The following is a 21622-nucleotide window of genomic DNA, read 5'->3' as shown; positions in this document are numbered from 1 at the left end:
ATGAATGACGATATTGAAAAATCATCATAACAGAGGCAAATAAAAAAAGTTTAGCAGCGCAACTGTCATTACGCGACTAAACTTTATTAACGCAAATTACTTTTCTTCACCTGATGCAATTGGTAGGGATAATGTGAATACAGTACCCTCATCACCACTCGAAGTCAGTGTCAGGTTACCGCCCAGCCCCTCAGCAAGCATTCGACTCAAGGCCAAACCAAGTCCAAGTCCTCTTGTCTGATACTTTTTCCCTTCACCGCGGAAGAAGCGCTCAAAAATTAACTCCTGTTCATTAGAGGGTATTCCGATCCCTTCATCTGAAACTTGCACAAATACATTCTTGTCACGGACAAAAACATGAATAAACATTGTTCCATGATTAATTCCAGACATCGCTTGTTCACCATTATTCATTAAATTTGTTAGGATTTGCTGGAAACGCACGATATCAAGATCCACCTCGACATCCAATACCTCTTCAGAAATGTCGAGTCTTACTTCACACTGTGTACGATTTACCCGCCATTGATTAACGGCATCTTTGATTTCATCGGCGATAAGCAGCGGCTCTTTCCTCATCGGAATAGCATCGACGGCTAAAGAATTGAAAACGAGTAAATCCTCGACCATTGTTTGTAGTTTTTCCGTTTCCTTTAATGAATACTTCACAAAAGATTTCGCTTCCTCTCCTTGAACAACGCCCTGGTCAAGTGCTTGCAACAACCCGCTAATCGAGGTGACGGGTGTTTTTAATTCATGTGTCACACCGGCTAGCAGTGCCGTCCTCGTTTCTTCCAGCTGTTCAAGACGATTGGCCATCTCATTAAAGGATTCCACTAAATCATAGACTTCTTCCTCTTTAATAGATTCTGGAGTAAGTGCCATTTTTTGATACGTGCCTTCTTTAATTTTACGAGCACCATTAGAGACATATTTAATCGGTGTAACTAATCGGCGTAATTGAAAGTAGATTGCCGCCCATCCAAGAACCGCCATACTTAAAAGCATCATGGTGAGTTGGCGATATTCTTGTTGGACAGAAGTTACAAACTCTTCTTTTTGTAAAACAAGCACCCAGCCAAAAAGAACGTCTTGATCTTCAATAGGGGCCTTCACGACATAGAAACGGTCTCCTTCGTTCGTTAAATCAACAACTTGAACATCCTCTTCGCTATCCAATATCGTCGTAGGGAATCTTCGAATGGAGAGACCACCTTGACGGTTATATGGAGAAAGCGTGTAACCTCCTGGATCCACAACAAAAATCTCTGTTTCTTCTCGAAATTGAGGATTAATTTCTGGAGTGTCCTCCAGGGTTGTCTCATCTTCTTGTAAATTAACAACTTGTGCCGCGGTTTGTTCTGCAATAAACCGTGTTAAATCAATCCGGTTTTCTATAGTAGTGTGGCGAATCCAAAGAGCAGAAATAATCCCGATTACAATAAGTCCGACAACAAGGGTCATTAAATAACGTCTTGTCCAATGTTGGAGCAGTGGAATCCGTTTATTTTTTCGTGTAGACACGGAACTGATACCCCATTCCCCTTACTGTCGTTAGTTCACCTTCGTCATCTGACCAATCTTTCAATGCTTGCCGGATCCGCTTGACGGATAAATCAACAGCTCGATCTGTGCCTTCGTAGTCCTGACCCCAAACATTTTCTAATAGTTGCTCGCGCGTCAATGTTTGGTTTGGATTTCGTGCCAAATAAAGAAGAAGCTTAAAATCTCTTGGAAGGATGGCCACAATATTTCCTCCAATACGAACGTCTCTAGTGGATTCGTTTATCGTGAGCTCTCCGTAGGTAAAGGTAGAATTATCTCTTTCTTCCGAAGGGGTAGTCACACGCCTAAGGACGGCATGAACTCGAGCGACAACTTCATCGGCAATAAAAGGTTTCGTGATGTAATCATCAGCGCCACTGTTCAATCCTGTTAGTCGGTGCTGCACGTCACCGAGAGCAGTCAGCATTAAAATAGGGCACTGACTTTCTTCACGCACTTCATGAAGGACGCTCCAACCATCTCGGTCAGGAAGCATCACATCCAGTAAGATTAAATCTGGGTGATGATCGTAATAGGCATCGATTCCCTCGTTTCCGTTGAATGCTTGAATAACATGCCAACCTTCTCGCTGTAAAAAAACGCGCAGAACATGGTTAATGGCTTCTTCGTCTTCAATTACTAATATGGTCGTCATTGATAGTTATCTCCTTAGTTTTTTTGACGCTATGCGTTTTTCTTAAATTATTTTTCTAATGTTATCTCGTTTCATGGATGTTGCTGCTTTTCTTCATGATACATGAAGGGGAATAACAAATACATACTAGTGGTTTCCTTTTGGTTCTTCGAGCAATATCCGGTCAAGATGCTGAACTTGATGGTGTTCAACGAATTGTTGAGGGCACACAAACTATGACAGTGTATAAATCAATTAATTTGATTGCCAATAGAGCTGCTGAACTGGCGATGCAGATTGCTGCCGGTGAAGAAATTGGGACAGATTCACTAACTGACAACGGTCAAATCGAGGTTCCTTCTATTTTATTAGATCCGATTGCTGTTACGTCCGATAACATTGATGACACAATAATTAAAGAAGGTCACTTAACAGAATCAGAGATATACGACACCGAATAATCATATTTAAACTGAACAAAGCCTTTCAATTAGTTGGAAATTAACTTTTGAGAGGCTTTGTTTATCTATTTAAGACGGAGTTTCTCTCATATAACGTTTACATTCTATCGAAAAAAGACTATAATTTTACTTAATACCTATTACCTATAATTCGATAAACTTCGATAATGGCAAACTTATTGAAAAATAAGGACGCAAAGCTTCGGGTCTAAGGCTTTATAAAAGCTAAGACAGCCGGGTTACCGAAAAGAGTTGGACTCTTTTGAAAATAAGTAACCTTATTTTCATACCCCACCATTCTTTTTGGTGGGGTTTTTGTGTTCCATAAATAAGTACTTAAATACTATATAATTTAGTTGCTCTGAGTAATGAATGATGTTAACTAGTATTACTACTTAAGGAGGGAATTTCAGAATGAATCTTACTAAAAAAAGAGAAGTACAATCACTTAAATCTAGAATCATCTACTATGATCAAAGCTCCGACATTTTGTCTGGAAGTTTAAGAGGAAAAATTTCAGAGGAAATTATTGCCCTTACGTTAAAACAACAGAAGGACACTAAAGAAGATTGGATTTTCTTTTCGTTTGATAATGACGATAAATATTCACTGAATTTAATATTAGAAAAAATACATGAACTTAAAAGGAAAGAAGACTGTCACATTTTACTTATAAGTAAAAATCCTCTCCATAAAGAGTTACTTACTACTTTATCATTTCCGATAAGCGGGTTAGTTTCATTATCTTATTTAAAGGATAATTATTCAAATGTGTTGCAAACTTTATTAAATACAGGAATTTTTTTAGAGGCAGACTTTCATAAAGATATTGTGAATGAGATAGATCATATTAAATACAAAAGTATGCCGATTAAACAGCTTGTTCTTATTAAAGATAAGGTTGACCTTCAATTATCAAAGAATGAGCAAATTGTTCTGCAATTGATCCTTGATGGAAAAAACAATAAAAATATCGCTGAAAAACTTTATTTTGCCGAGTCAACGATTAGTACCATTGTATGTCGACTTATTAAAAAAACTTGTGCACGAGACCGCACAGATGCACTGGTAAAAGCGATTAAGTGCGGGTGGGTTGAAGGACAACGGTAACGAAGTTATAAAGAGTTCGCTTCCTTAAAATTCAATAACGTGAATCCCGATAAGTGGCCTCTCCGACTCGAATACCCGATAGAATAGCACTCTCGATTCTCGTTCGGCCACTAGTATCATTTTTTGTTAAAAAACTGTCGCCTGCAATGAAGATCGGGTAATTTTTCAGTTTTAAGAAAGGTTCTCTGTACACGTGTGTCGCTTCCGCGTAGCGCCAACGTTTTAATTGATAGGCCGATAGATTATTAGATTCAATAAGGTCTGGTGAGAGAATAGCTACTATTTCGTTAAGCACCTCGTCATCTTTTAGGGCAAAGTGATCTCTACTCCAATCACCGTTCATATAGACAGATAAGATTGGCGAGTGGGATATTCCTTTTTGATCGTTTGCTACAATTTTATCGACACCAGCAGGTACGTGATCAGAAATTATTCCATTCTCACCTATAGAAACAGGTTTCTTTAGTGTGAGTAATCCGACGAAGCAAGGTTTAAATTTTGAAGCAGCAAGGGAATTCTTATCTTGATTTGTTACGTGAATTGGCGATTTTTCTAGCAATTCTAATGCTTGAGGAACAGGTGCTGTTAATACAACAGCATCACTGGTGTATTTTTTTCCTGTGTTAGTCGATAGAATCAGTTCCGTGTCTTTAGCTTCTATATGATCGACACGTTCCTGAAGAGTGACAGGCAGATTTTGAGCGATTTTTTTAATGAACGAGTTCATCCCTTCCATACCTGAATATCTTGGGTAATCATCTCCAAACCATCGTTTGATCCACTTATTCTCTAACCATTCTTCCGTTAGTTTTTCGAGTTCAATCGAACGGACAGTGAAAAATTGGGCACCGTGATCTGCTCGTCCTTCTCCTATACGTCTTGTAGCCATACGACCGCCAATACTTCTGCTTTTTTCTATAATTGTTACTGTTTCTCCTTTTTCAATAAGAGTTTTAGCTGCAAAAACACCAGCAAGTCCCCCGCCTATGACTGTAATATTCATAGTAAAACCCCTCTCATTATCTTTCTTACTCTTCCAAAACAACAGTTTCTAAAAAACTACCACCCTGAACTGTCCTATTATCGATTTATTATACTAGATTGAAAAAAAGGTGACAACGAAACACGTTCGGTATCTGCAAGGCAAGAGAAGTTGCTCATTGAAAGAAAATTCTTTAGTATGTAAATAAATAAGAACGATTATTTAATTGTGGAAGGTTAGAAAATCTAGGGGGCAGTGACGATGTATAGAATACCGGAGCGGACGACAGAGCGACGTTTTAAAATTGCGCACCGCGAGGCGTGGATCGGGGTTATACTTGCATTGGTAAATATTCTTTGGTGGTATGGTTTTGCATATACAATGGGATCGAAAGCCCCGGAGGAATATACATACGTATTTGGATTTCCGGCTTGGTTTTTTTGGAGCTGTATTGTCGGTTTTATTGTGATGGTCATCCTTGTTTTTATCGTTGTCAAATTTGTACTTGTTGACATGTCATTGGAAGATGAAGATGACACGGGGAATGGAGGGCATTCATCATGAATTGGGATGTGTTATTGCCTTTAATTCTATTTTTAGTAGTTATTTTTCTTATAGGGGTTTGGTCCAACCGGAAAATGGCTAAATCCACTTCTTTTTTAAGTGATTATTTTCTTGGAGGCCGGGAACTTGGCGGGCTCGTTCTAGCGATGACAATGGTCGCTACGTATGGAAGTGCTTCAAGCTTTCTTGGGGGACCAGGGGCTGCGTATACGATTGGTTTAGGATGGGTCTTACTTGCAATGACACAAGTTGCGACGGGTTATTTTGTCCTGCTAATATTAGGGAAGAAGTTCGCAATTGTTGCTCGCAGGTATAAAGCAATTACATTGATTGACTTTTTAAGAGAACGATATAAAAGCACGATTGTTGTATTGGTTTCTGCGCTTAGTATCATTGTTTTTTTATTCGCTGCAATGGCAGCGCAATGGATTGGTGGGGCCTACTTAATTCAGTCCTTAACAGGACTAACGTATGAAACAGCTTTATTCGTGTTTGCCATTGCTGTGTTAATCTACGTAATTATTGGCGGATTCCGTGCAGTAGCATTTACAGATACTCTTCAAGGATTCGTCATGTTTGGTGGAACACTTATCCTCTTAATTGGTGTGGTTATTGCCGGTGGCGGGTTGGATCAGATTTTTAATGATTTAATGGTTGAAAATCCGAATCTCATCACGCCTTATGGTCATGAAGGTCAACTCACCAGTCTTTACGTGTCTTCTTTCTGGATTTTAGTTGGGGTAGGGGTTGTTGGTTTACCTCAAGTCGCCGTTCGTGCGATGTCCTATCGGGATTCGAAGTCGATGCACCGTGCGTTAATGATTGGCACGGTTGTTGTTGGTTTTATCATGTTAAATATGCATTTAATTGGTGTGTTTGCGCGTCCAGTTCTACCAGGTATTGAGGTGGCGGATCAGGTTATCCCGTTAATCGCACTGGAGGTTTTACCGGGGTGGCTTGCTGGTTTGGTTTTGGCTGCTCCGCTTGCAGCAATGATGTCAACAGTGGACTCCCTGCTTTTACTAGTAAGTTCTTCGATTGTTAAGGATGTGTATATTAATTATATGAAGCCAAAAGCAACGTATAGCCATGTGAAGAAAGTAAGTATGGGTGTGACTGCATTTCTAGGTATTATCGTGTTTCTTTTAGCGATTAACCCTCCGGAATTATTGATTTACTTAAATCTATTTGCATTTGGGGGATTAGAAGCGGCGTTTATATGGCCAATCGTACTTGGTCTTTATTGGAAGTACAGTAATAAATACGGGGCTATCGCTTCTATGATTACAGGACTCGTTTCTTACATTATCATTTTTCGATTTAATAGTGAGTATGGTGACCTGTTTGGCGTTCATGCCGTGGTGGTCCCTGTTATATTATCCCTTTTAGCGTTTATTAGTGCTAGCTTGCTGATCAAACGGGAAGTCTATTATTTTCCGACAAAAACAATCTAATGAAACGAGGGTGACTTTTACGTCACCCTCTAATTTCTAGAAAAATTAAGCTTTCATCTTTGCTTGTTTTTGTTCAGATTGCAATATATATAAATCTCGGCCTGCTCCAAGACCAGCAATGAGTAATCCGATACATAGAATTCCAAACATCACAAAAGCTGGAGTCCATGTTTGAAAAGAATCAAATAAATATCCCATAAAAAATGGGCCTATTGCTGCTAATGAATATCCGCCGGACTGTGCCATACCGGATAAATTAGCTGCACCTTCTGCGTTTTCGGCTCGTAAAGCGAATAGAATTAGAGCAAGACTAATTCCCGCCCCTTGTGCCACACCTAATGCAATAATAAAGGCTACGACTAAGATCATATTTTCACTTAAAAAAATTCCGATAAAACCGAGAAGGTACAGAATAGCAATGCTAGCCACAATCGGACGTTGATTAGAAATGCGACTTGCAAGAACTGGTATTAACAGAGTTGCTGGAAGACCAGCAAATTGAAGGACCGTTAAGAGCCAGCCTCCAGTTACAACATCAATCCCTTGACTGTATAGGATTTCAGGAAGCCACGAGATCAGACAATAATAAATACAGGATTGAAGTCCCATAAAAAGTGTCACTTGCCAGGCAAGTGAGGAACGCCAAATAGAGCTTTTTGCACTAACAGAGTTTTTTGCTTTTGTGTGTTTATTTTTTAATTGGGGAAGCCAAATAAGTATCCCAATCAAGGGTAAGAGTGCCCATACACCAAGAGATTTCTCCCAGCCGAGGCTATAGTTTTCAGCCAAAGGAACAGCTAAACCAGAGGCAAGAGCAGCCATAATGGACATAGAAGTAATGTAAATGCCAGTCATCATTCCTAGTTTTCCGGGGAATTTGTCTTTAATAATACCAGATATTATCACATTACAGATAGCTATTCCTAGCCCTAAAATAGCAGTTCCGATGAATAAGGCAGTTACTAAACCTGTGGAACGAAGGAGGATGCCAGTGAAGATAGTAAGAAGAGCAAAGAAAATTGTTCGCTCATTTCCGAATTTACGGCCCATTTTAGGAGCAACTAGAGAAAATACTCCAAATGCTAATAGGGGAAGGGTAGTTAGAAGACCTGCTAGAGTGTTTGATATTCCTAATTCCACTCGTATCGTACTGATTAATGGTCCTACAGATGTGATTGCAGGTCGCAGGTTAAATGCAATGAAGATAATTCCTAAAATCAATATCATATTATGGACGGATATCTGTTTTGTTGAAAGTTGCTTTTGACCCATTAGTGAAGGCTCCTTTCACATTCGTAGAACTTCTTTGCTTTAATGTTTCATTCATACTACCATTTTTTACGCCAATTAACATGAAAGAAGGATGAAACTAACTCGTAAAAACTGGTAGATAGGTAGTGAAGTAATATTATATTTATTTTATATTGAAAATAAAGGCACCCCCCAAAAGGTTTTGTATCTTTTGGGAGTGCCTCTATTTTAGATTCGTTTAGCAGAAATAGCTTTTCGCACTTTTGTTAAAGATTTCTTCATAAGTTCTTTTCTTTGCATACTCACATTGACATAAAGAGCATCAATTAATGTAAGCTGCGCTAGACGCGAAGAAAGTGCTTCTGAACGGTAATCTGTTTCCTCTGATACCGTATACAAAGCCACATCAACACCTTGGCTGAGAGGTGATTTTGCAAGTGTTGTAATGCCGATCGTCATTGCTCCTTGTTCTTTTGCTATTTCCAGGGCATCGAGAATATCCCGGTTTGTTCCAGTATGAGAAATTAAAACAACGACATCTTTTTCCGTAAGCTGAGATGCGGACATCACCTGAAAGTGGGAGTCACTATATGAAATACAGGGGATCCCGGTACGCATAAACTTGTGATGAGCATCAAGGGCAATGGCACCAGAACCTCCATTTCCATAAAACTCTAGGCGATTAGCGCTTAAGATCATGTCTACAGCTCTTTTGAAATCATTACCATCGATAATTGTTAATGTTTCCTCTAATGTGCGTATATTAGCTTTGAATACTTTCTCTGCGACAAGCTGTTCGTCGTCGCCCTCTTGGATGGTTTCATGGATGTCTTTCATTCCTGTGTTGACTTCTGAGGCTAGGGCTATTTTCATCGCTTGATAACCTTTAAAACCTATGTGCTTACAAAAACGAAAGACTGTTGCCTCTGCTACCTGAAGTTTCTCAGCAACTTGGCTAATCGTTGAATGAACAATTTCTTCAGGATGGGCCAGGATGTAATCAGCAATTCTTTTTTCTTTTTCCCGGAAAGAGTGGTAAGAAGCTCTTATCCGGTGTTTGCAATGTCTATTTTCTGCTGCAACCATCTGAAAAACTCCTTTCGTGAAGTTGGAAATACTTTATTAGTTATTCATTTAATTTTAGAAGTTCTACTAATCATAGTATAAACGAATTTAACGAAAGGAGGTAATTGAAATGGGAATTGGTTTAATACTTTTTACTTCTTGAGACAGAAGAGGATTTTCTGGCATAATACTGCCTTAATAAGTCTTTATAAACCTTTCGGACAGAACCTTCACGGCTATGGCTTTTGTCATCTCTGCAGTGATTCTGCTCCATCAATAAATAATTCCGTTCCTGTTATATGACTAGAGGCGTCTGATGCTAAAAAGGAAACGAGACTAGCTACTTGCTCAGCGTTACCTGAATGATGCTCAAGAGGGTGACTTCCTTCGGGATATTCAACGGGAATTTTAATTTTTTCTAGCTTGTCCTTTTTCGGAAAAGTATTTTCACCGATATGCGTTTTTATTGCACCTGGGCAGATAATGTTGACACGAATGTGATAATTCGCTAATTCTAATGCTGCCACCGTTCTCTTTTAAATAAGGAATGGCGTATTTGCATGTAAGAAATGTGCTTTTAAAATTCGTTGTCAACGTTTCATCCCATTCTTCCGGTTGAAGATCCTCAATGGGGGCAACGGTACCATTTATGCCAGCATTGGCAAAAACAATATCCAAACGACCATATTGATTTACTGTTTCTTTAAAAGCGACCTCTAACTCCTTGGGTTTAGAAACATCTGCTTCGACAATAGATGCTTCTCCTTTATTATCTTCTATAGCAGCTTTTGTCTCTTCAGCGGATTTTTCCTTTAAATCGACTAAACAAACCTTAACTCCTTGCTTAGCTAAAAATACAGCAGAGGCTTTTCCAATTCCGGAACCTTCACCAGTAATAAGAGCAACTTTTCCATTTAAAGAATCATACTTATCCATCTAAATTTCCTCCTAATTCTTTTTTTCAAAAAGGCAATTTTTTTTATGAATAAACTCGAAGAAACGAAAGGCGAAGAATTCCAGCAGAAATAGCAACGACCCCACAATCCACATAGGGCGATTATCCCGAGAAGGCTGAAGCGTTGACCACGAAAGTGGACGCCAGTAGCGACTTAGAGCACCTCTATAAGAAGTAATCAATTATCAGCTAGGAAATAGCCTTTTTCAAAAGATCGTTAAATTAAATTTGCCCGTGTAGCTTTGTTTTTAAACGTTATCTAAAGGATCTTCCCCATGTTAAATAAAGCTTCAACCGACAACAAGGGGAATCATTTTGACTATCACGCAGTGTAAATGTGATGCCACTCGGGTTAAAAGATGTCTCTATATCTACGGGCACTCCTATTGTCTGTATGAGTCGATGAACTTCTTCGTGTTTTCCTGCTTGAGCAGCATTCATAAACTGGCGAATAAATGCTTCAGAATAAAACCCGTTTATCAATGTCATTCCATGCTGAAGCAAGCTTTGAGAAGTAGACAAAGATTGCTGAAAAATATCGATTTCTACAGGGGGATATACATCTTCCGGCCGGTAAACAGGATAAGGATTTGGATAGTAACGATAAGGATACATCTAAACATTCCTCTCCGTAATATTGTCTACTGTGTTATATGCAACATGTGCCTAGAAAGTGATAGTACAATTATTCATTTATTTTTATTGAATATATTGGAGGGTCTAGCACCTAGATGCGATTTAGAGGAGTTACCAGGGGTGGCGAAAAATCACGCAGTATATAACAAAAGACACTACGCACTTACATAACTAACAAAGCTTCTATTAGGTTTCTTGTATCAATTTTAGTTATAATAAAACCATTAGAAAATACTCAGCAAAAGGAAACTGATCTTAATGCAAGGAGGGGTACTATGGCAGATAAAATGAAAGACATGTTAAAAGACAAAATTAAAGTATTCCAGGAAAGGGCTTGGAAACATGATGAAGAAGGAAGTTTCCCTCGTAAAAACATTCAAGACTTGAGGGAAATAGGTTATACATCTTTAACAGTTCCTAAAAAATACGGCGGAGAAGAAATTTCATTACGACTATTAGTTGAGTTTCAGAAAATTCTTGGTAAAGGTGATGGCTCAACCTCGCTTTCTATCGGTTGGCACATGGGCCTCGTCAAACATTTACACGAGCAACAATCTTGGAAGGAAGAGATCTATGAAGCGTTCTGTAAAGATGTCATTGATAATGGCGCTCTTTTAAACAATGCTGCTTCGGAACCTGTAACAGGAAGCCCGACTCGAGGTGGGAAGCCAGAAACCACAGCCAAAGATATTGGGGACACTTGGATTATTAATGGAAGAAAGACATTTACGACAATGTCTCCTGTTCTAAACTACTTTGGAGTAAGTGCATCGATAGAAGGGACAGATGAAGTGGGAAACTTTCTAATTCCTAGAGAAAGTAAGGGTCTTTCAATCGAGGAAACATGGGATTCTATAGCAATGAGAGGCACAGCTAGTAATGATTTAGTACTTCAAAACGTTTCGATAAAAAAAGAACTCCTCGTCGAAAATATAAATAGAGGAAGTAAAGCAGCAAATGGATGGCTCTTGCATATTCCGGCTTGTTACTTAGGAATTGCCGAAGCTGCCCAACAATATGCGATAGACTTTGCTAAGTCCTATTCACCTAATAGTATTAAAGGGACCATTGCAGATCTTCCGAATGTAAAACAGAAAATTGGAGAAATGGAATTGAAAAGACTTCAAAGTGAGCATTTCCTTTTTTCAGTGGCGACCAAATGGGATGAATCTGATCATGAAACCCGGCAACAAATGAAAGCAGAACTTGGTGCGGTCAAGCATGCAATAGTAAATCAAGCAATAGAAATTGTCGACTTAGCAATGCGAATAGTAGGGGCGAAAAGTCTTTCAATGAAAAACCCCTTACAACGATATTACCGTGATATAAGAGCGGGCCTTCATAACCCGCCTATGGATGACATGACGATTATGCTTTTAGCTGCGGATACAATAAAAAAAGAGGAGTAACAAAAAGGGCACTGAAAAGGTCGTTTTTAATTTTTCAGTGTCTTTTTGATGGAATAAACCGAGCGTCTTTCTCCTAATAGGCTCGTGGTCATCCACGGAAAGGAAGAGGTAATTCATCCAAACAACCTTCGATTTAAAAGAGACGAAGATTTTTCTAAGTAAAATAAAGATATTGCATGTACTTGCTATGTCATAATTCAGTGAGATATCTTAAGATTGCGTTTTCATTACAATACGATTATCTGATAGACTTTTTCGTATAACATGTTAATATTAAAGTAACGAATATATCTATATTGGGGGGAGTTGACCTATGAAACTTTGGCTGAAAAAACTATCGGTAGTTCTCATAACATTTATGACCGTTGGAATGTATATTCCACCTACATACCTTGACGCAGAGGCTGAGTCAGCAAATAAAGAGGTTGTTTCTTCTAACGATCGTTTGCCGGAAACAGATACTCCCCTTCCAGATATAGGTGAAATAGAAGAAACACAACTTGATAGTTTGGACGATGAAGATGACGATGTCAGTGACCACTATATTCATATGGTTACGAATCAAGCCAAAGAACAAACTGTCACAAAACTTGGACCGAAAATTGTAAATAAAGTTGAAAATGATGTTATGACAACGATATTGCCCCATATAGAAGAGGTTATAGTTGGACTTTTCGAAGAGGCCGGTCAAGAAAAATTTCAATTTTATGAGATTACAGAAGACTTAACACCTGGTTATGGTGAAAAAATATTTAATGTTTATGATCATCAAGCAAAACAAGATGTGGCAATGTTTCATGTCAGGCGGGAAATTCGTCCTAAGGAAGGCTACTGGTTTAATTTTCACTACCATTTAAGTAACGACGATTTTGAAGAACACTATAATATCGGGGATATTTACTGGGATAAAAACACTCCACCAAAATGGATGAGTCAATAAGAAGAACACGAAGTGCCTGCCGAAAGAGAATAAATAACTTCCTCTTGAAAAAACTGGTAAGCATATATTCTTAACATTTAGGAAAAAGCCGCTGATAGCGGCTTTTTTTATTGTCATATAGCCTTTTTTGCTTTTATTTTTTTGATAATTCAGAAATGTGTTGATGTTCCTTATTTATCTTGTGATAATAGAACTACCAGAATGGAATATTTTATAACGTATTGTCATTTGTTATCATATAAATTGTTTTTGAAGTAGTACTTGTCCCTATTAGTCTGACGTTGATGCTTCCCACAGTAGTGGGAAGCATTTGCCACTAGCAGATCAGTTTCTAGCTTCCCTGTTCTAATTAAAACAACAATTGGGTTTAAGAGATCAAAACTACTAAGTTTTTAGGAGGCTGGAAGTCTTGCGAATAAAAACAATGAAATTGCCGCTTCTCACACTTCTCTTCCTTTTTATTTTTGGTATAGATGTATCTGCTACGTCAGTCATAACACTTGATGAATCTTCTGAAAGTTTTCGGTTAGATGGTCTCGTAGAAATACTAGAGGATAAAGAGAATCAATGGACGTTTGATGATATTCAGACACAAGAATTGGATGAACAATTTCAACCATATCATGGAGGGGTTCCTAATTTTAGCTACACGAGTTCCGTTTATTGGGTTAAATTTCAGCTTACAAATGACTCAAACGAAAACGATTGGTTACTGGAAATAGATAATCCAACTTTGGACAATGTGACTCTTTATTCTTCAGAATCAAACTCAAATTTCAGCCGCGAACTGACTGGAGATCTTCTCCCTTTCGACATGCGTGACATGGATCATCGGAATTTTATCTTTAACCTAAATATAGAACCCAACCACGAAAAACTAATATATCTTCGGTTTGAGACACAAGGTGCGATGCAATTTCCATTAACTGTTTATAGTCCCCCATCATTTCTTGATAAATCAGAACTTGAGTATGGCATACTCGGAATGTTTGTAGGATTAGGGCTTGTGATGGCATTTTACAATTTATTTCTATTCTTTTCATTACGAAATAAAAGTTATTTGTATTATGTCATTTTTATCGTTGCAAATGTCTTTACACATCTTGCATTTACAGGACTAGCCTACCAGCATATATGGTCCGATGCTGTTTGGTGGAATAATCGTTCGATTGTCTTTTTTATGAGTACGTCGAACATCATAGCCATATTATTCGCAAAATCGTTTTTAGAGGCAAAACAAAATATTCCGCGGCTTAATAGGCTCTTAAACGTGTTTGTTTTCTTCACCGTTACTGTCATTATCATACTTATGATATCTTATCCAACAGCTTTGAACTTAAGTATTGTGAGTATCGCGATAACTTCCATTGTCATCATTGCTGGAGCTTACATGTGTTTAAAGAAAGGTTTTAGACCTGCGCGTTATTTCCTATTAGCATGGATAGTTTTTTTTGCCGGCGTTGTTATTTCTATTTTGGCCGATTCAGGATTCATTCCAGTGAATTTTTACACGAAGTATGCGTGGCAGCTTTCCTCTTCTCTGGAACTAATATTATTATCATTTGCCCTCGCAGATAAAATTAATACGATGCGTTTAGAGAAGGAACAAGCTAAAAAAAATGCGATTAAGAGTCAGAAAGAAATGCTCGAAAGTCTACGACGGAATGATAAATTAAAAGACGAATTTTTAGCAGTAACTTCCCATGAGTTGCGAACACCGTTAAATGGGATTATTGGTATAACTGCTTCTTTACAAGAAGGAGCTGCCGGTGATATAAACGATGCTATGAACAGTAATCTTTCGATGATTAAAAGAAGTGGAACCCGTTTGTCTCATTTGATCGATGATATTTTAGACTTTTCAAAACTAGAAAATAATAATTTAGATCTATCATTAAAAAAGGTTCACTTAAAAGAAATCACGGATGTTGTTCTGACAATATGTGAAACACTAGTTAGGCAAAAAGATATTCAATTACAAAACAATATCCACTCAAAAATACCAGCTATCTTAGCGGATGAAAACCGTCTTCAACAAATTCTCTATAATCTAATTGGAAATGCAATTAAGTATACAGAAAAAGGGAAGGTTACTATCCAAGCCAAGGAAGTAAATGCCAAAGTAATCATTGAGGTGATTGACACAGGCATTGGTATTCCAAAAGAATACCACGAATCCATCTTTTTACCATTTAATCGTGGCGGTAATTTTACGAATAATTCGTATCAGGGCACTGGCATTGGTTTGAATATTACAAAGCGTTTAGTAGAGCTTCAACAAGGAGAAATATCGCTAGAATCAACAACTGGCAAAGGATCAATCTTTCGTTTTACGCTGCCTACTTTCAAAGAAAGCAGCAATGTAAATTCTGAAACTGTTTCTATTGAAGGCTCTTTCTCTAAAGAATGTAAAGAGGAGCCATTTCGGGAAGTGCATCACGTTAATTTTATCAATTAACATTTAGGCATGTGTTTTTTCTGTTTACTTCACAAATGCTATGTTTAAGTGTCATAATATGGACAGGAATAATAAATCTAAAGGGAAAATTCGTCTACATAAAGAGATAAATACGCTAGCAGTAACAACTAAAATCAACAGGAATTTTGATAGGAGATCGTGGGAGATAATGAAGATACTCAAAGAAAAAGCACAAGCACAAAAAAAGCATAGATCGATACTGCTTTTCTCTTCTCTTTTACTTGGCGCAATGATTGTTGCCCAAGCTTATTTTATTGTCACCATCGTAGATCGTATTTTTCTTCAAGGAGCATCTGTATCTGAGTTGTTACCGGAATTTGGTGGGTTACTTCTTGTTTTATTAGGCAGAGGACTCTTTACTTATATAAACGGTCGAACTGGAGTTCGGATGGCTTCTATTGTAAAAAAAGAATTCAGAGCCGAACTATTAGCCAAATTTAGAAGAAATCCAATGCAAGCTTCTTTAAAAGGGCAATCGGGTGAAAAAGTTAGTGTGATGATGGACTCCATTGATGAAATAGAGGCTTTCTATACAAAATACTATCCGCAAATGATCCAGACAACTTTTGTGCCAATTATTATATTGATTGCGGTATTTTCTGTAAACTGGGTGTCGGGACTAACAATGGTTATAACGGCACCTTTTATTCCGATATTCATGATTATTATAGGCCAGAAAACGCAAAAGAAGTCAGAGGAACAAATGGAAAAACTTGCAGCTTTTTCAGGTCGTTTTCTCGACACCTTACAGGGCCTATCCACGTTAAAGTATTTTGGCCGTTCGAAAGAACAATTGGAGGGAATCCGGGAAAGTAGTATTAACTATCGGGAAGCGACGATGGACGTATTGAAAATTGCCTTTCTATCGACGTTAATGATGGAGTTCGTTTCTATGCTAAGTATGGCGATCATTGCCTTGGAAGTGGGCTTACGCCTGGTCATTTATAATCAGTTGTCGTTTTTCACTGCTTTTTTCGTGTTAGTGTTAGCCCCAGAATATTACACATCGCTAAAAGAACTGGGAAGTGCTTTTCATGCTGGAAGAGGGAGTACAGGCGCTGCTAAAAGAGTGACTTCAGAATTAGAACAAGAAGAACAGCCGGTTGAATGGGGAGAGAACAGGCTACTGATCAATGATTCGCCACCTTCTATCGAATTTAAACGTGTTGGATTTAATTATGGTGAAGGATCATTTGCTTTAAAGGAAATTAGTGCTGAAATTGCCCCATTTAAGGAAGTGGCGATTGTCGGGAAAAGTGGTGCTGGTAAAACAACATTTCTGCATCTGTTGTCAGGACTTGTTTCCCCTTCTAAGGGAGAAATTATTGTTGACGGTCGTCCTTTATTTAGCTATCAAGAATCAGCGTGGTTTGATCAAATAGGCTATATATCCCAAAATCCATATTTATTCTCTGGAACGATAGCTGAGAACATTGCGGTTGGTGGAACGAGTCAGTCAACGAGAGCAGAAATAGTAATAGCTTCTGAAAAGGCTGGTATCGCAGAACTGGTTGAAGGTCTCGATGATGGCTATGATACTTTCGTTGGTGAAGGTGGACGAGGTCTTTCAGGTGGGGAAAAGCAGAGAGTAGCTCTTGCAAGGGCTTTTCTAAAGATGCCTTCCGTGGTTATTTTTGATGAACCAACTGTTGGCTTAGATCTTCAAACAGAACGTATTTTACAACGATCTATCAAGGAGCTAGCAAAAAGCTCTACTATAATCACTGTAGCACATCGCCTGCATACGATTAAAAATGCAGATCAGATTCTATTTTTAGCAGAAGGTAGTCTAGTCGCCTCTGGAACCCATGAGGACCTAGTTACCCAAGTACCGGATTATGCTGAGATGGTAGCGGTACAGCAAGGAGGCGATGCAAGTTGAAAGAGCTCGGAATAGTTGTGAAATTAGTAATGAAGGAAAAGAAAGACGTCTTATACTCTATTTTGTTTGGTTTTCTGGCGGGCATGGCTACAGTCAGCTTGTTTGCAAACAGTGGTTATTTAATATCCAAAGCAGCGGTGACACCGCCATTATATGTCTTAACGGTTAGTATTGCTCTTCTAAAACTGTTTAGTGTTACAAGAGCATTAACCAGATATGCAGAACGATACTATTCCCATCGGGCTACATTTACGATCTTAAGTAATTTGCGGGTTCATTTTTTTGAACGATTAGAGCCTTTGGTTCCCGGTATTTTTCAGAAGTACAGAAGTGGGGATCTATTGTCGAGAATCGTAGGAGATGTTGAAAGTCTTCAAAACTTTTTCTTGCGTGTGTATTATCCGCCAATCGTTATGATTATAGTGTTTTTAAGTACCATTGCGTTTACAATGTATTTCTCTGTAGAAGTAGCTATCGTACTCATATTAGGACTTATTTTGACAGGAGTCATCGTTCCAGGCTGGTTTGCTTGGAAACGAAAAAATATTGAAAGTAAATTAAGAGTGCAACGAGGAGAATTATCAACGGAAACAACGGAATTTTTATACGGTTTTCTTGACTTAAAAATTCACCAAAAACAAAAGGAAAAAGAACAACTGCTCACGAATGCTTCCAATAGCTATATTGAGGAGCAAGAACGTGATGGGGTGAGAGGCCTGTTTAATCATTCTGTGAATCAGATGGTTTCTTTAACGGTATCTTGGTTCATTTTGGTGATAGGAGGTTACTTAGTTTCCGCAGGTCAGTTAGATGGTGTATTCCTTGCTATGCTGGTGATGATTTCCTTAACTGTGTTTGAAAACTCAACACCGATGGCGGTTTTTCCTTCTCACTATGAGGATAGCAGGCTAGCTGCATCAAGATTATTTTCGGTAGTAGGTGGACAAAAACCGGATACCAATAAGTCTTCCGAAAAACCAAAGGAATTAAAACAACTAGATAACCGGGATGCATGGACGATTGAGATGGAGAATGTCTCATTCGCATTTCCGGATGAAAAACGACTTGCGTTGGATAATGTTTCATTGAATTTCCCAGCTGGATCTAAAACTGCAATCGTTGGTCCGAGTGGATCTGGTAAATCAACGTTACTTCAGTTATTTTTAAAGGTTTATGAGGCATCGAAAGGCAACGTGAGATTACAAGGAGAATCACTTGATCAAATCGAAAATAAAAGTGTTTGGAAAGGGACGAACGTCGTTCTTCAACACAACCACTTTTTCTATGGAACGATCCGCGACAACTTGCTTATAGCAGGTGATGAGTTAACAGATGAGGCTATGTTGCAGGCTCTTGGAAAAGTGCAACTTGGAAAATTTGCACTAGATGATCGAGTATTGGAGCATGGACAAAATCTTTCCGGCGGAGAAAAACAAAGGATGGCCATTGCGAGAGTGATGTTAAAAGGCTCACGTTTGTGGCTGTTGGATGAACCGACTTCCTCTGTCGATGCATTAACCGAGTCTATCATCTTCCAACACCTTTTGGAGCAAGCAAAGGAAGACACGTTGATCCTCATTAGCCATCGTCTCACTGGTCTTGAACAGATGGACCGGATTCTTGTAATGGAGCACGGCAAAATGATCGAGTCTGGAACTTTTAGTGAACTGATGGATAAAAAAGGTTATTTTTATGAAATGAAACAAATTGAAAAGAGTGTGTTCACGTAAGGTCGAAGCTAGACGTTTAAAATAAAACAATAATTTCTTTTTTACGGATCACCTTCCATTATAGAAGGTGGTCTTTTTAAAGAGATAAGAATTTATAAAATTGGCAACTACCTTCACACCGCAAGTATCAAGGGAAACCCACCCTCCTTTCGAGTAGCACCTATACGCACTACGTAGGTGCTACTCGGGGCGGTGGAAGCTGACGCTGTATTTAATAAAAGACGCTACGCGTTTTTCTTAGTTGAAGTTTGTAAATGATTGATTAGAAAATAAAAGCCTACGGTTGTAATTAATACAAGAACGGCACTGTATGTGAACAGAAGTGAAAATCCTGTAAAGGAAACGATTATCCCTAAAAGAAAAGATCCGGCAGCAATTCCAGAATCATAGAATGTAAAAAACGTTGCAGTAGCATGGCTGTTTCGACCAGGAGGTGCAAATTTTACCGATAAGGATAAGAAGAAAGGCAACAAAGATCCATAACCTATACCTATCAACCCAGCAGAAACCAAAAATAAAAATGCAGAATCTGCAATACTCAAAATCACTAAACCGATTGCAAATAAAACTAAACAAGGAAGAATTACAAATTTGGGACCTCGTTGATCAAATACTCGGCCTATATATGGTCTGGTGGCAAGCATTGTAACGGCAAAAACAAGAAAGAAATAACTGGATATTTTCGCTAGTCCGATTTCTGTTGCGTAAACAGATATAAAGGAAATGATTCCAGAATAGGCAAATGCAACAAGACTTCCCGTTAATGCAATAGGCATTGCTTTAAGTTCAAAAAAATGATGAATGGAAATCTTACTTTTCATGGGTTGCAGTGTTTTTGTGCTTATATCTGTCACTTTCACAAAGATAGCGCACAGCAAACCAATCATGATAAAAATGTTAAGCACAAAGAACAATTGATGAAATGAACCAAATTGGATCAGTGTAAGTCCAAAAAATGGTCCAACGACTACTGCTAAATTCATAGACATCATGTAATATCCTAGTCCTTCGCCTTGTCTTTTTATTGGGACAAGATTTGTGGCGATAGCTGTTGTCGCTGTTGTCAAAATTCCAAAAGATAAACCATGTAGGAAACGTAAAACCAAAAGTGCAGTGAATTGATCGATCCATAAATAGCCGAATGTCGTTACTGTAAATATGAACATACTTGCTACTAATACTCTTCTTTTACCTATGCGCTCTAGTATGATTCCCGAAAATGGCCTCGAAATTATTGCGGATAAAAGCATGACAGTAACAACAAGGCCCCCCTGAGCTGCTGTCCCTTCCAAATCGTAAATTACATAAAGAGGTAAGGTCGTTAATAATGTATAGAAAATAACAAATACAATGAAATTCACAAAAGAAATACTAAGAAAATCCCTTGTCCAAATTGGTTGTTTGCTAGTTTGCATATAATTGGTCGCTCTCTTTTGTTCCTAACTTTTCTAAAATTTGCTGGAGTTGTTGTTGTTCTTGTACAGTTAAGTGAGCTAAATATAGATTCTCAAATTTTTCTATAGATTGCTCCACCACCGGTAATTTCTCCTTCGCTTCTTCTGATAATTTTACAAATCGTTCTCGTTTATCTTTGCCAGGAGTTCTAACAATCCATCCGCTTGTTTCCATTCGTGCAAGCGTACGTGTCACTGTTGGAGCCTCAACTTTAAGGTATTGCCAAATTTCTGTTTGAGTCATGGGTCCCTTTTGGCTGAGGGTGTAGAGAATAGTCCACTGAGACGTGTATAAATTATGCTCCTGCAACTGTTCGTTTAATTGCTTCGATAATAGTCGAACCTTTTGGTTTAAAGTATGTAAAAGAGTGCTTGTATTCATGACTATTTTCCTCCATCTAATATTTACCTAGGTAAGTAATGATTATTATCCCCATTATAGTGGGAGGAAAACAGATTGTAAACTCGAAGAATCAATGCAAAGGTTTTCAAAGTAGATAAATAGAATGAGGGCTGAATGAATATTATTATACGGTTGAATGATGACAATGGCTGGATATATCAGGCGAAGAAGAAGGACTGAAGCTTAGAGATAGTTCATATGGACTTTGAGTGTAAACAAGAAGAGACAAAGCAAATCAATGGAGAAGTCGATCAGCTTTGCCATTAATGTCAGAGGGAAACAAGGATTTTTTAATTTTTTTAAGATGACTTTTTCTGTTTATGTTTTTCATATTTTGTGAAAATAAGAGAATCATGATTAGGGTGATTTGTCCGCAGGAAATCTTCAAAAGGCTCGCCATATTTATCAATGAGTTTCTTGGTGCCGAATGGTTTGCCGAATAGTTTCCCTAAATAGTATTCCCACTCATCCAAGTCTCTGTTACTGTGTTCATTTATTTGGTGTCGGTGTGTGAGCTCTTCTAACTGAACTTTGCTAATACCGATATTCATATAATAAACGCCTAACAAGATGGCTATAATGACAATGATTGCAATTAAATATATCAATGGTAATTCTCCTTTTTTGATAAAGTAAGTAATCATAGTGAAAGATTGGCTTGCAGTTTT

At 38.2% G+C, this 21622-nt stretch carries 18 protein-coding genes, 1 pseudogene and 1 riboswitch; of the genes and pseudogenes, 9 read left to right on the top strand and 10 right to left on the bottom strand.

Going from position 1 to position 21622, the window contains the following annotated elements; genetic code table 11:
• Positions 1 to 96 precede the first annotated feature (96 nt).
• Entirely contained in the window at positions 97 to 1524 is a 1428-nt protein-coding gene (locus ACHABW_RS04900) for a HAMP domain-containing sensor histidine kinase (protein WP_435754315.1), read from the bottom strand.
• The gene (locus ACHABW_RS04895) at positions 1505 to 2200 is read right to left on the bottom strand and encodes a response regulator transcription factor (protein ID WP_435754314.1); all 696 of its coding nucleotides are present in this window, start codon (positions 2198 to 2200) and stop codon (positions 1505 to 1507) included. The genes ACHABW_RS04900 and ACHABW_RS04895 overlap by 20 nt, the downstream gene beginning before the upstream one ends.
• 140 nt (positions 2201 to 2340) lie before the next feature.
• On the opposite strand from ACHABW_RS04895, the gene ACHABW_RS04890 reads away from it, so the two are divergent.
• Positions 2341 to 2640: a hypothetical protein gene (locus ACHABW_RS04890; RefSeq protein ID WP_435754313.1), complete on the top strand. Its 300-nt coding sequence runs from the start codon at positions 2341 to 2343 to the stop codon at positions 2638 to 2640.
• Positions 2641 to 2799: 159 nt separating this feature from the next.
• A riboswitch (cyclic di-GMP riboswitch) is annotated at positions 2800 to 2887 on the top strand.
• A 167-nt stretch (positions 2888 to 3054) separates the two neighbouring features.
• The gene (locus ACHABW_RS04885; protein ID WP_435754312.1) at positions 3055 to 3750 is read left to right on the top strand and encodes a response regulator transcription factor; all 696 of its coding nucleotides are present in this window, start codon (positions 3055 to 3057) and stop codon (positions 3748 to 3750) included.
• A gap of 31 nt (positions 3751 to 3781) precedes the next feature.
• Here ACHABW_RS04885 and ACHABW_RS04880 read toward each other — a convergent pair whose 3' ends face one another.
• Positions 3782 to 4753, bottom strand: coding sequence for an NAD(P)/FAD-dependent oxidoreductase (locus ACHABW_RS04880; protein WP_435754311.1), 972 nt, complete (start codon positions 4751 to 4753; stop codon positions 3782 to 3784).
• 240 nt (positions 4754 to 4993) lie between these two features.
• On the opposite strand from ACHABW_RS04880, the gene ACHABW_RS04875 reads away from it, so the two are divergent.
• Positions 4994 to 5296 (top strand): YhdT family protein, encoded by a 303-nt coding sequence (locus ACHABW_RS04875; protein ID WP_435754310.1) that lies wholly within the window; start codon positions 4994 to 4996, stop codon positions 5294 to 5296.
• On the top strand, positions 5293 to 6750 hold the full coding sequence (gene panF, locus ACHABW_RS04870; RefSeq protein ID WP_435754309.1) for a sodium/pantothenate symporter: 1458 nt from the start codon (positions 5293 to 5295) through the stop codon (positions 6748 to 6750). Before ACHABW_RS04875 ends, panF begins: the two co-directional genes overlap by 4 nt.
• 45 nt (positions 6751 to 6795) lie before the next feature.
• Here panF and ACHABW_RS04865 read toward each other — a convergent pair whose 3' ends face one another.
• From ACHABW_RS04865 to ACHABW_RS04850, 4 genes and pseudogenes are all read right to left on the bottom strand, one after another.
• Positions 6796 to 8022, bottom strand: coding sequence for a CynX/NimT family MFS transporter (locus ACHABW_RS04865; RefSeq protein ID WP_435754308.1), 1227 nt, complete (start codon positions 8020 to 8022; stop codon positions 6796 to 6798).
• A gap of 207 nt (positions 8023 to 8229) precedes the next feature.
• Positions 8230 to 9087 carry a MurR/RpiR family transcriptional regulator gene (locus tag ACHABW_RS04860; RefSeq protein WP_435754307.1) on the bottom strand — a complete coding sequence of 286 codons (858 nt, stop codon included), beginning with the start codon at positions 9085 to 9087 and terminating at the stop codon, positions 8230 to 8232.
• 227 nt (positions 9088 to 9314) lie between these two features.
• Positions 9315 to 10002 (bottom strand): annotated as a pseudogene (locus tag ACHABW_RS04855) (SDR family oxidoreductase).
• Between the two features lie 274 nt (positions 10003 to 10276).
• A complete protein-coding gene (locus ACHABW_RS04850; protein WP_435754306.1) occupies positions 10277 to 10636 on the bottom strand; it encodes a hypothetical protein in 360 nt (119 codons plus the stop codon).
• A 296-nt stretch (positions 10637 to 10932) separates the two neighbouring features.
• Here ACHABW_RS04850 and ACHABW_RS04845 point away from each other — a divergent pair, with 296 nt between their 5' ends.
• From ACHABW_RS04845 to cydC, 5 genes are all read left to right on the top strand, one after another.
• On the top strand, positions 10933 to 12066 hold the full coding sequence (locus ACHABW_RS04845) for an acyl-CoA dehydrogenase family protein (protein WP_435754305.1): 1134 nt from the start codon (positions 10933 to 10935) through the stop codon (positions 12064 to 12066).
• Between the two features lie 313 nt (positions 12067 to 12379).
• A complete protein-coding gene (locus ACHABW_RS04840; protein ID WP_435754304.1) occupies positions 12380 to 13006 on the top strand; it encodes a YpjP family protein in 627 nt (208 codons plus the stop codon).
• 409 nt (positions 13007 to 13415) lie between these two features.
• A complete protein-coding gene (locus tag ACHABW_RS04835) occupies positions 13416 to 15464 on the top strand; it encodes a sensor histidine kinase (protein ID WP_435754303.1) in 2049 nt (682 codons plus the stop codon).
• Positions 15465 to 15633: 169 nt separating this feature from the next.
• The gene (gene cydD / locus ACHABW_RS04830; protein ID WP_435754302.1) at positions 15634 to 17367 is read left to right on the top strand and encodes a thiol reductant ABC exporter subunit CydD; all 1734 of its coding nucleotides are present in this window, start codon (positions 15634 to 15636) and stop codon (positions 17365 to 17367) included.
• Positions 17364 to 19097, top strand: coding sequence for a thiol reductant ABC exporter subunit CydC (gene cydC, locus ACHABW_RS04825; protein ID WP_435754301.1), 1734 nt, complete (start codon positions 17364 to 17366; stop codon positions 19095 to 19097). Before cydD ends, cydC begins: the two co-directional genes overlap by 4 nt.
• A 224-nt stretch (positions 19098 to 19321) precedes the next feature.
• Here the strand turns inward: cydC and ACHABW_RS04820 are convergent, their stop codons facing one another.
• From ACHABW_RS04820 to ACHABW_RS04810, 3 genes are all read right to left on the bottom strand, one after another.
• Complete coding sequence (locus tag ACHABW_RS04820; RefSeq protein WP_435754300.1) at positions 19322 to 20512, bottom strand: MFS transporter; 1191 nt, start codon at positions 20510 to 20512, stop codon at positions 19322 to 19324.
• Positions 20502 to 20933, bottom strand: a complete 432-nt coding sequence (locus tag ACHABW_RS04815; protein ID WP_435754299.1) for a MarR family winged helix-turn-helix transcriptional regulator — start codon at positions 20931 to 20933, stop codon at positions 20502 to 20504. Before ACHABW_RS04815 ends, ACHABW_RS04820 begins: the two co-directional genes overlap by 11 nt.
• Positions 20934 to 21253: 320 nt before the next feature.
• Positions 21254 to 21562 carry a hypothetical protein gene (locus ACHABW_RS04810; RefSeq protein ID WP_435754298.1) on the bottom strand — a complete coding sequence of 103 codons (309 nt, stop codon included), beginning with the start codon at positions 21560 to 21562 and terminating at the stop codon, positions 21254 to 21256.
• Between the last annotated feature and the right edge of the window lie 60 nt (positions 21563 to 21622).

Origin of the sequence: Salipaludibacillus sp. CF4.18, assembly GCF_051262595.1 — a bacterium.
GTDB classification, from domain to species: Bacteria; Bacillota; Bacilli; order Bacillales; family Salisediminibacteriaceae; genus Salipaludibacillus; species Salipaludibacillus neizhouensis.
This window is presented reverse-complemented; position numbering and strand designations above follow the sequence as displayed.

Excerpts from the sequence above, each read along its gene's own strand:
- ACHABW_RS04820 (WP_435754300.1), bottom strand. The coding sequence starts at position 20,512 with ATGCAAACTAGCAAACAACCAATTTGGACAAGGGATTTTCTTAGTATT.
- ACHABW_RS04885 (WP_435754312.1), top strand. The coding sequence starts at position 3,055 with ATGAATCTTACTAAAAAAAGAGAAGTACAATCACTTAAATCTAGAATC.
- ACHABW_RS04895 (WP_435754314.1), bottom strand. The coding sequence starts at position 2,200 with ATGACGACCATATTAGTAATTGAAGACGAAGAAGCCATTAACCATGTT.
- ACHABW_RS04845 (WP_435754305.1), top strand. The coding sequence starts at position 10,933 with ATGGCAGATAAAATGAAAGACATGTTAAAAGACAAAATTAAAGTATTC.
- ACHABW_RS04815 (WP_435754299.1), bottom strand. The coding sequence starts at position 20,933 with ATGAATACAAGCACTCTTTTACATACTTTAAACCAAAAGGTTCGACTA.
- ACHABW_RS04860 (WP_435754307.1), bottom strand. The coding sequence starts at position 9,087 with ATGGTTGCAGCAGAAAATAGACATTGCAAACACCGGATAAGAGCTTCT.
- cydD (WP_435754302.1), top strand. The coding sequence starts at position 15,634 with ATGAAGATACTCAAAGAAAAAGCACAAGCACAAAAAAAGCATAGATCG.
- ACHABW_RS04850 (WP_435754306.1), bottom strand. The coding sequence starts at position 10,636 with ATGTATCCTTATCGTTACTATCCAAATCCTTATCCTGTTTACCGGCCG.
- ACHABW_RS04865 (WP_435754308.1), bottom strand. The coding sequence starts at position 8,022 with ATGGGTCAAAAGCAACTTTCAACAAAACAGATATCCGTCCATAATATG.
- ACHABW_RS04840 (WP_435754304.1), top strand. The coding sequence starts at position 12,380 with ATGAAACTTTGGCTGAAAAAACTATCGGTAGTTCTCATAACATTTATG.
- ACHABW_RS04875 (WP_435754310.1), top strand. The coding sequence starts at position 4,994 with ATGTATAGAATACCGGAGCGGACGACAGAGCGACGTTTTAAAATTGCG.
- panF (WP_435754309.1), top strand. The coding sequence starts at position 5,293 with ATGAATTGGGATGTGTTATTGCCTTTAATTCTATTTTTAGTAGTTATT.
- ACHABW_RS04880 (WP_435754311.1), bottom strand. The coding sequence starts at position 4,753 with ATGAATATTACAGTCATAGGCGGGGGACTTGCTGGTGTTTTTGCAGCT.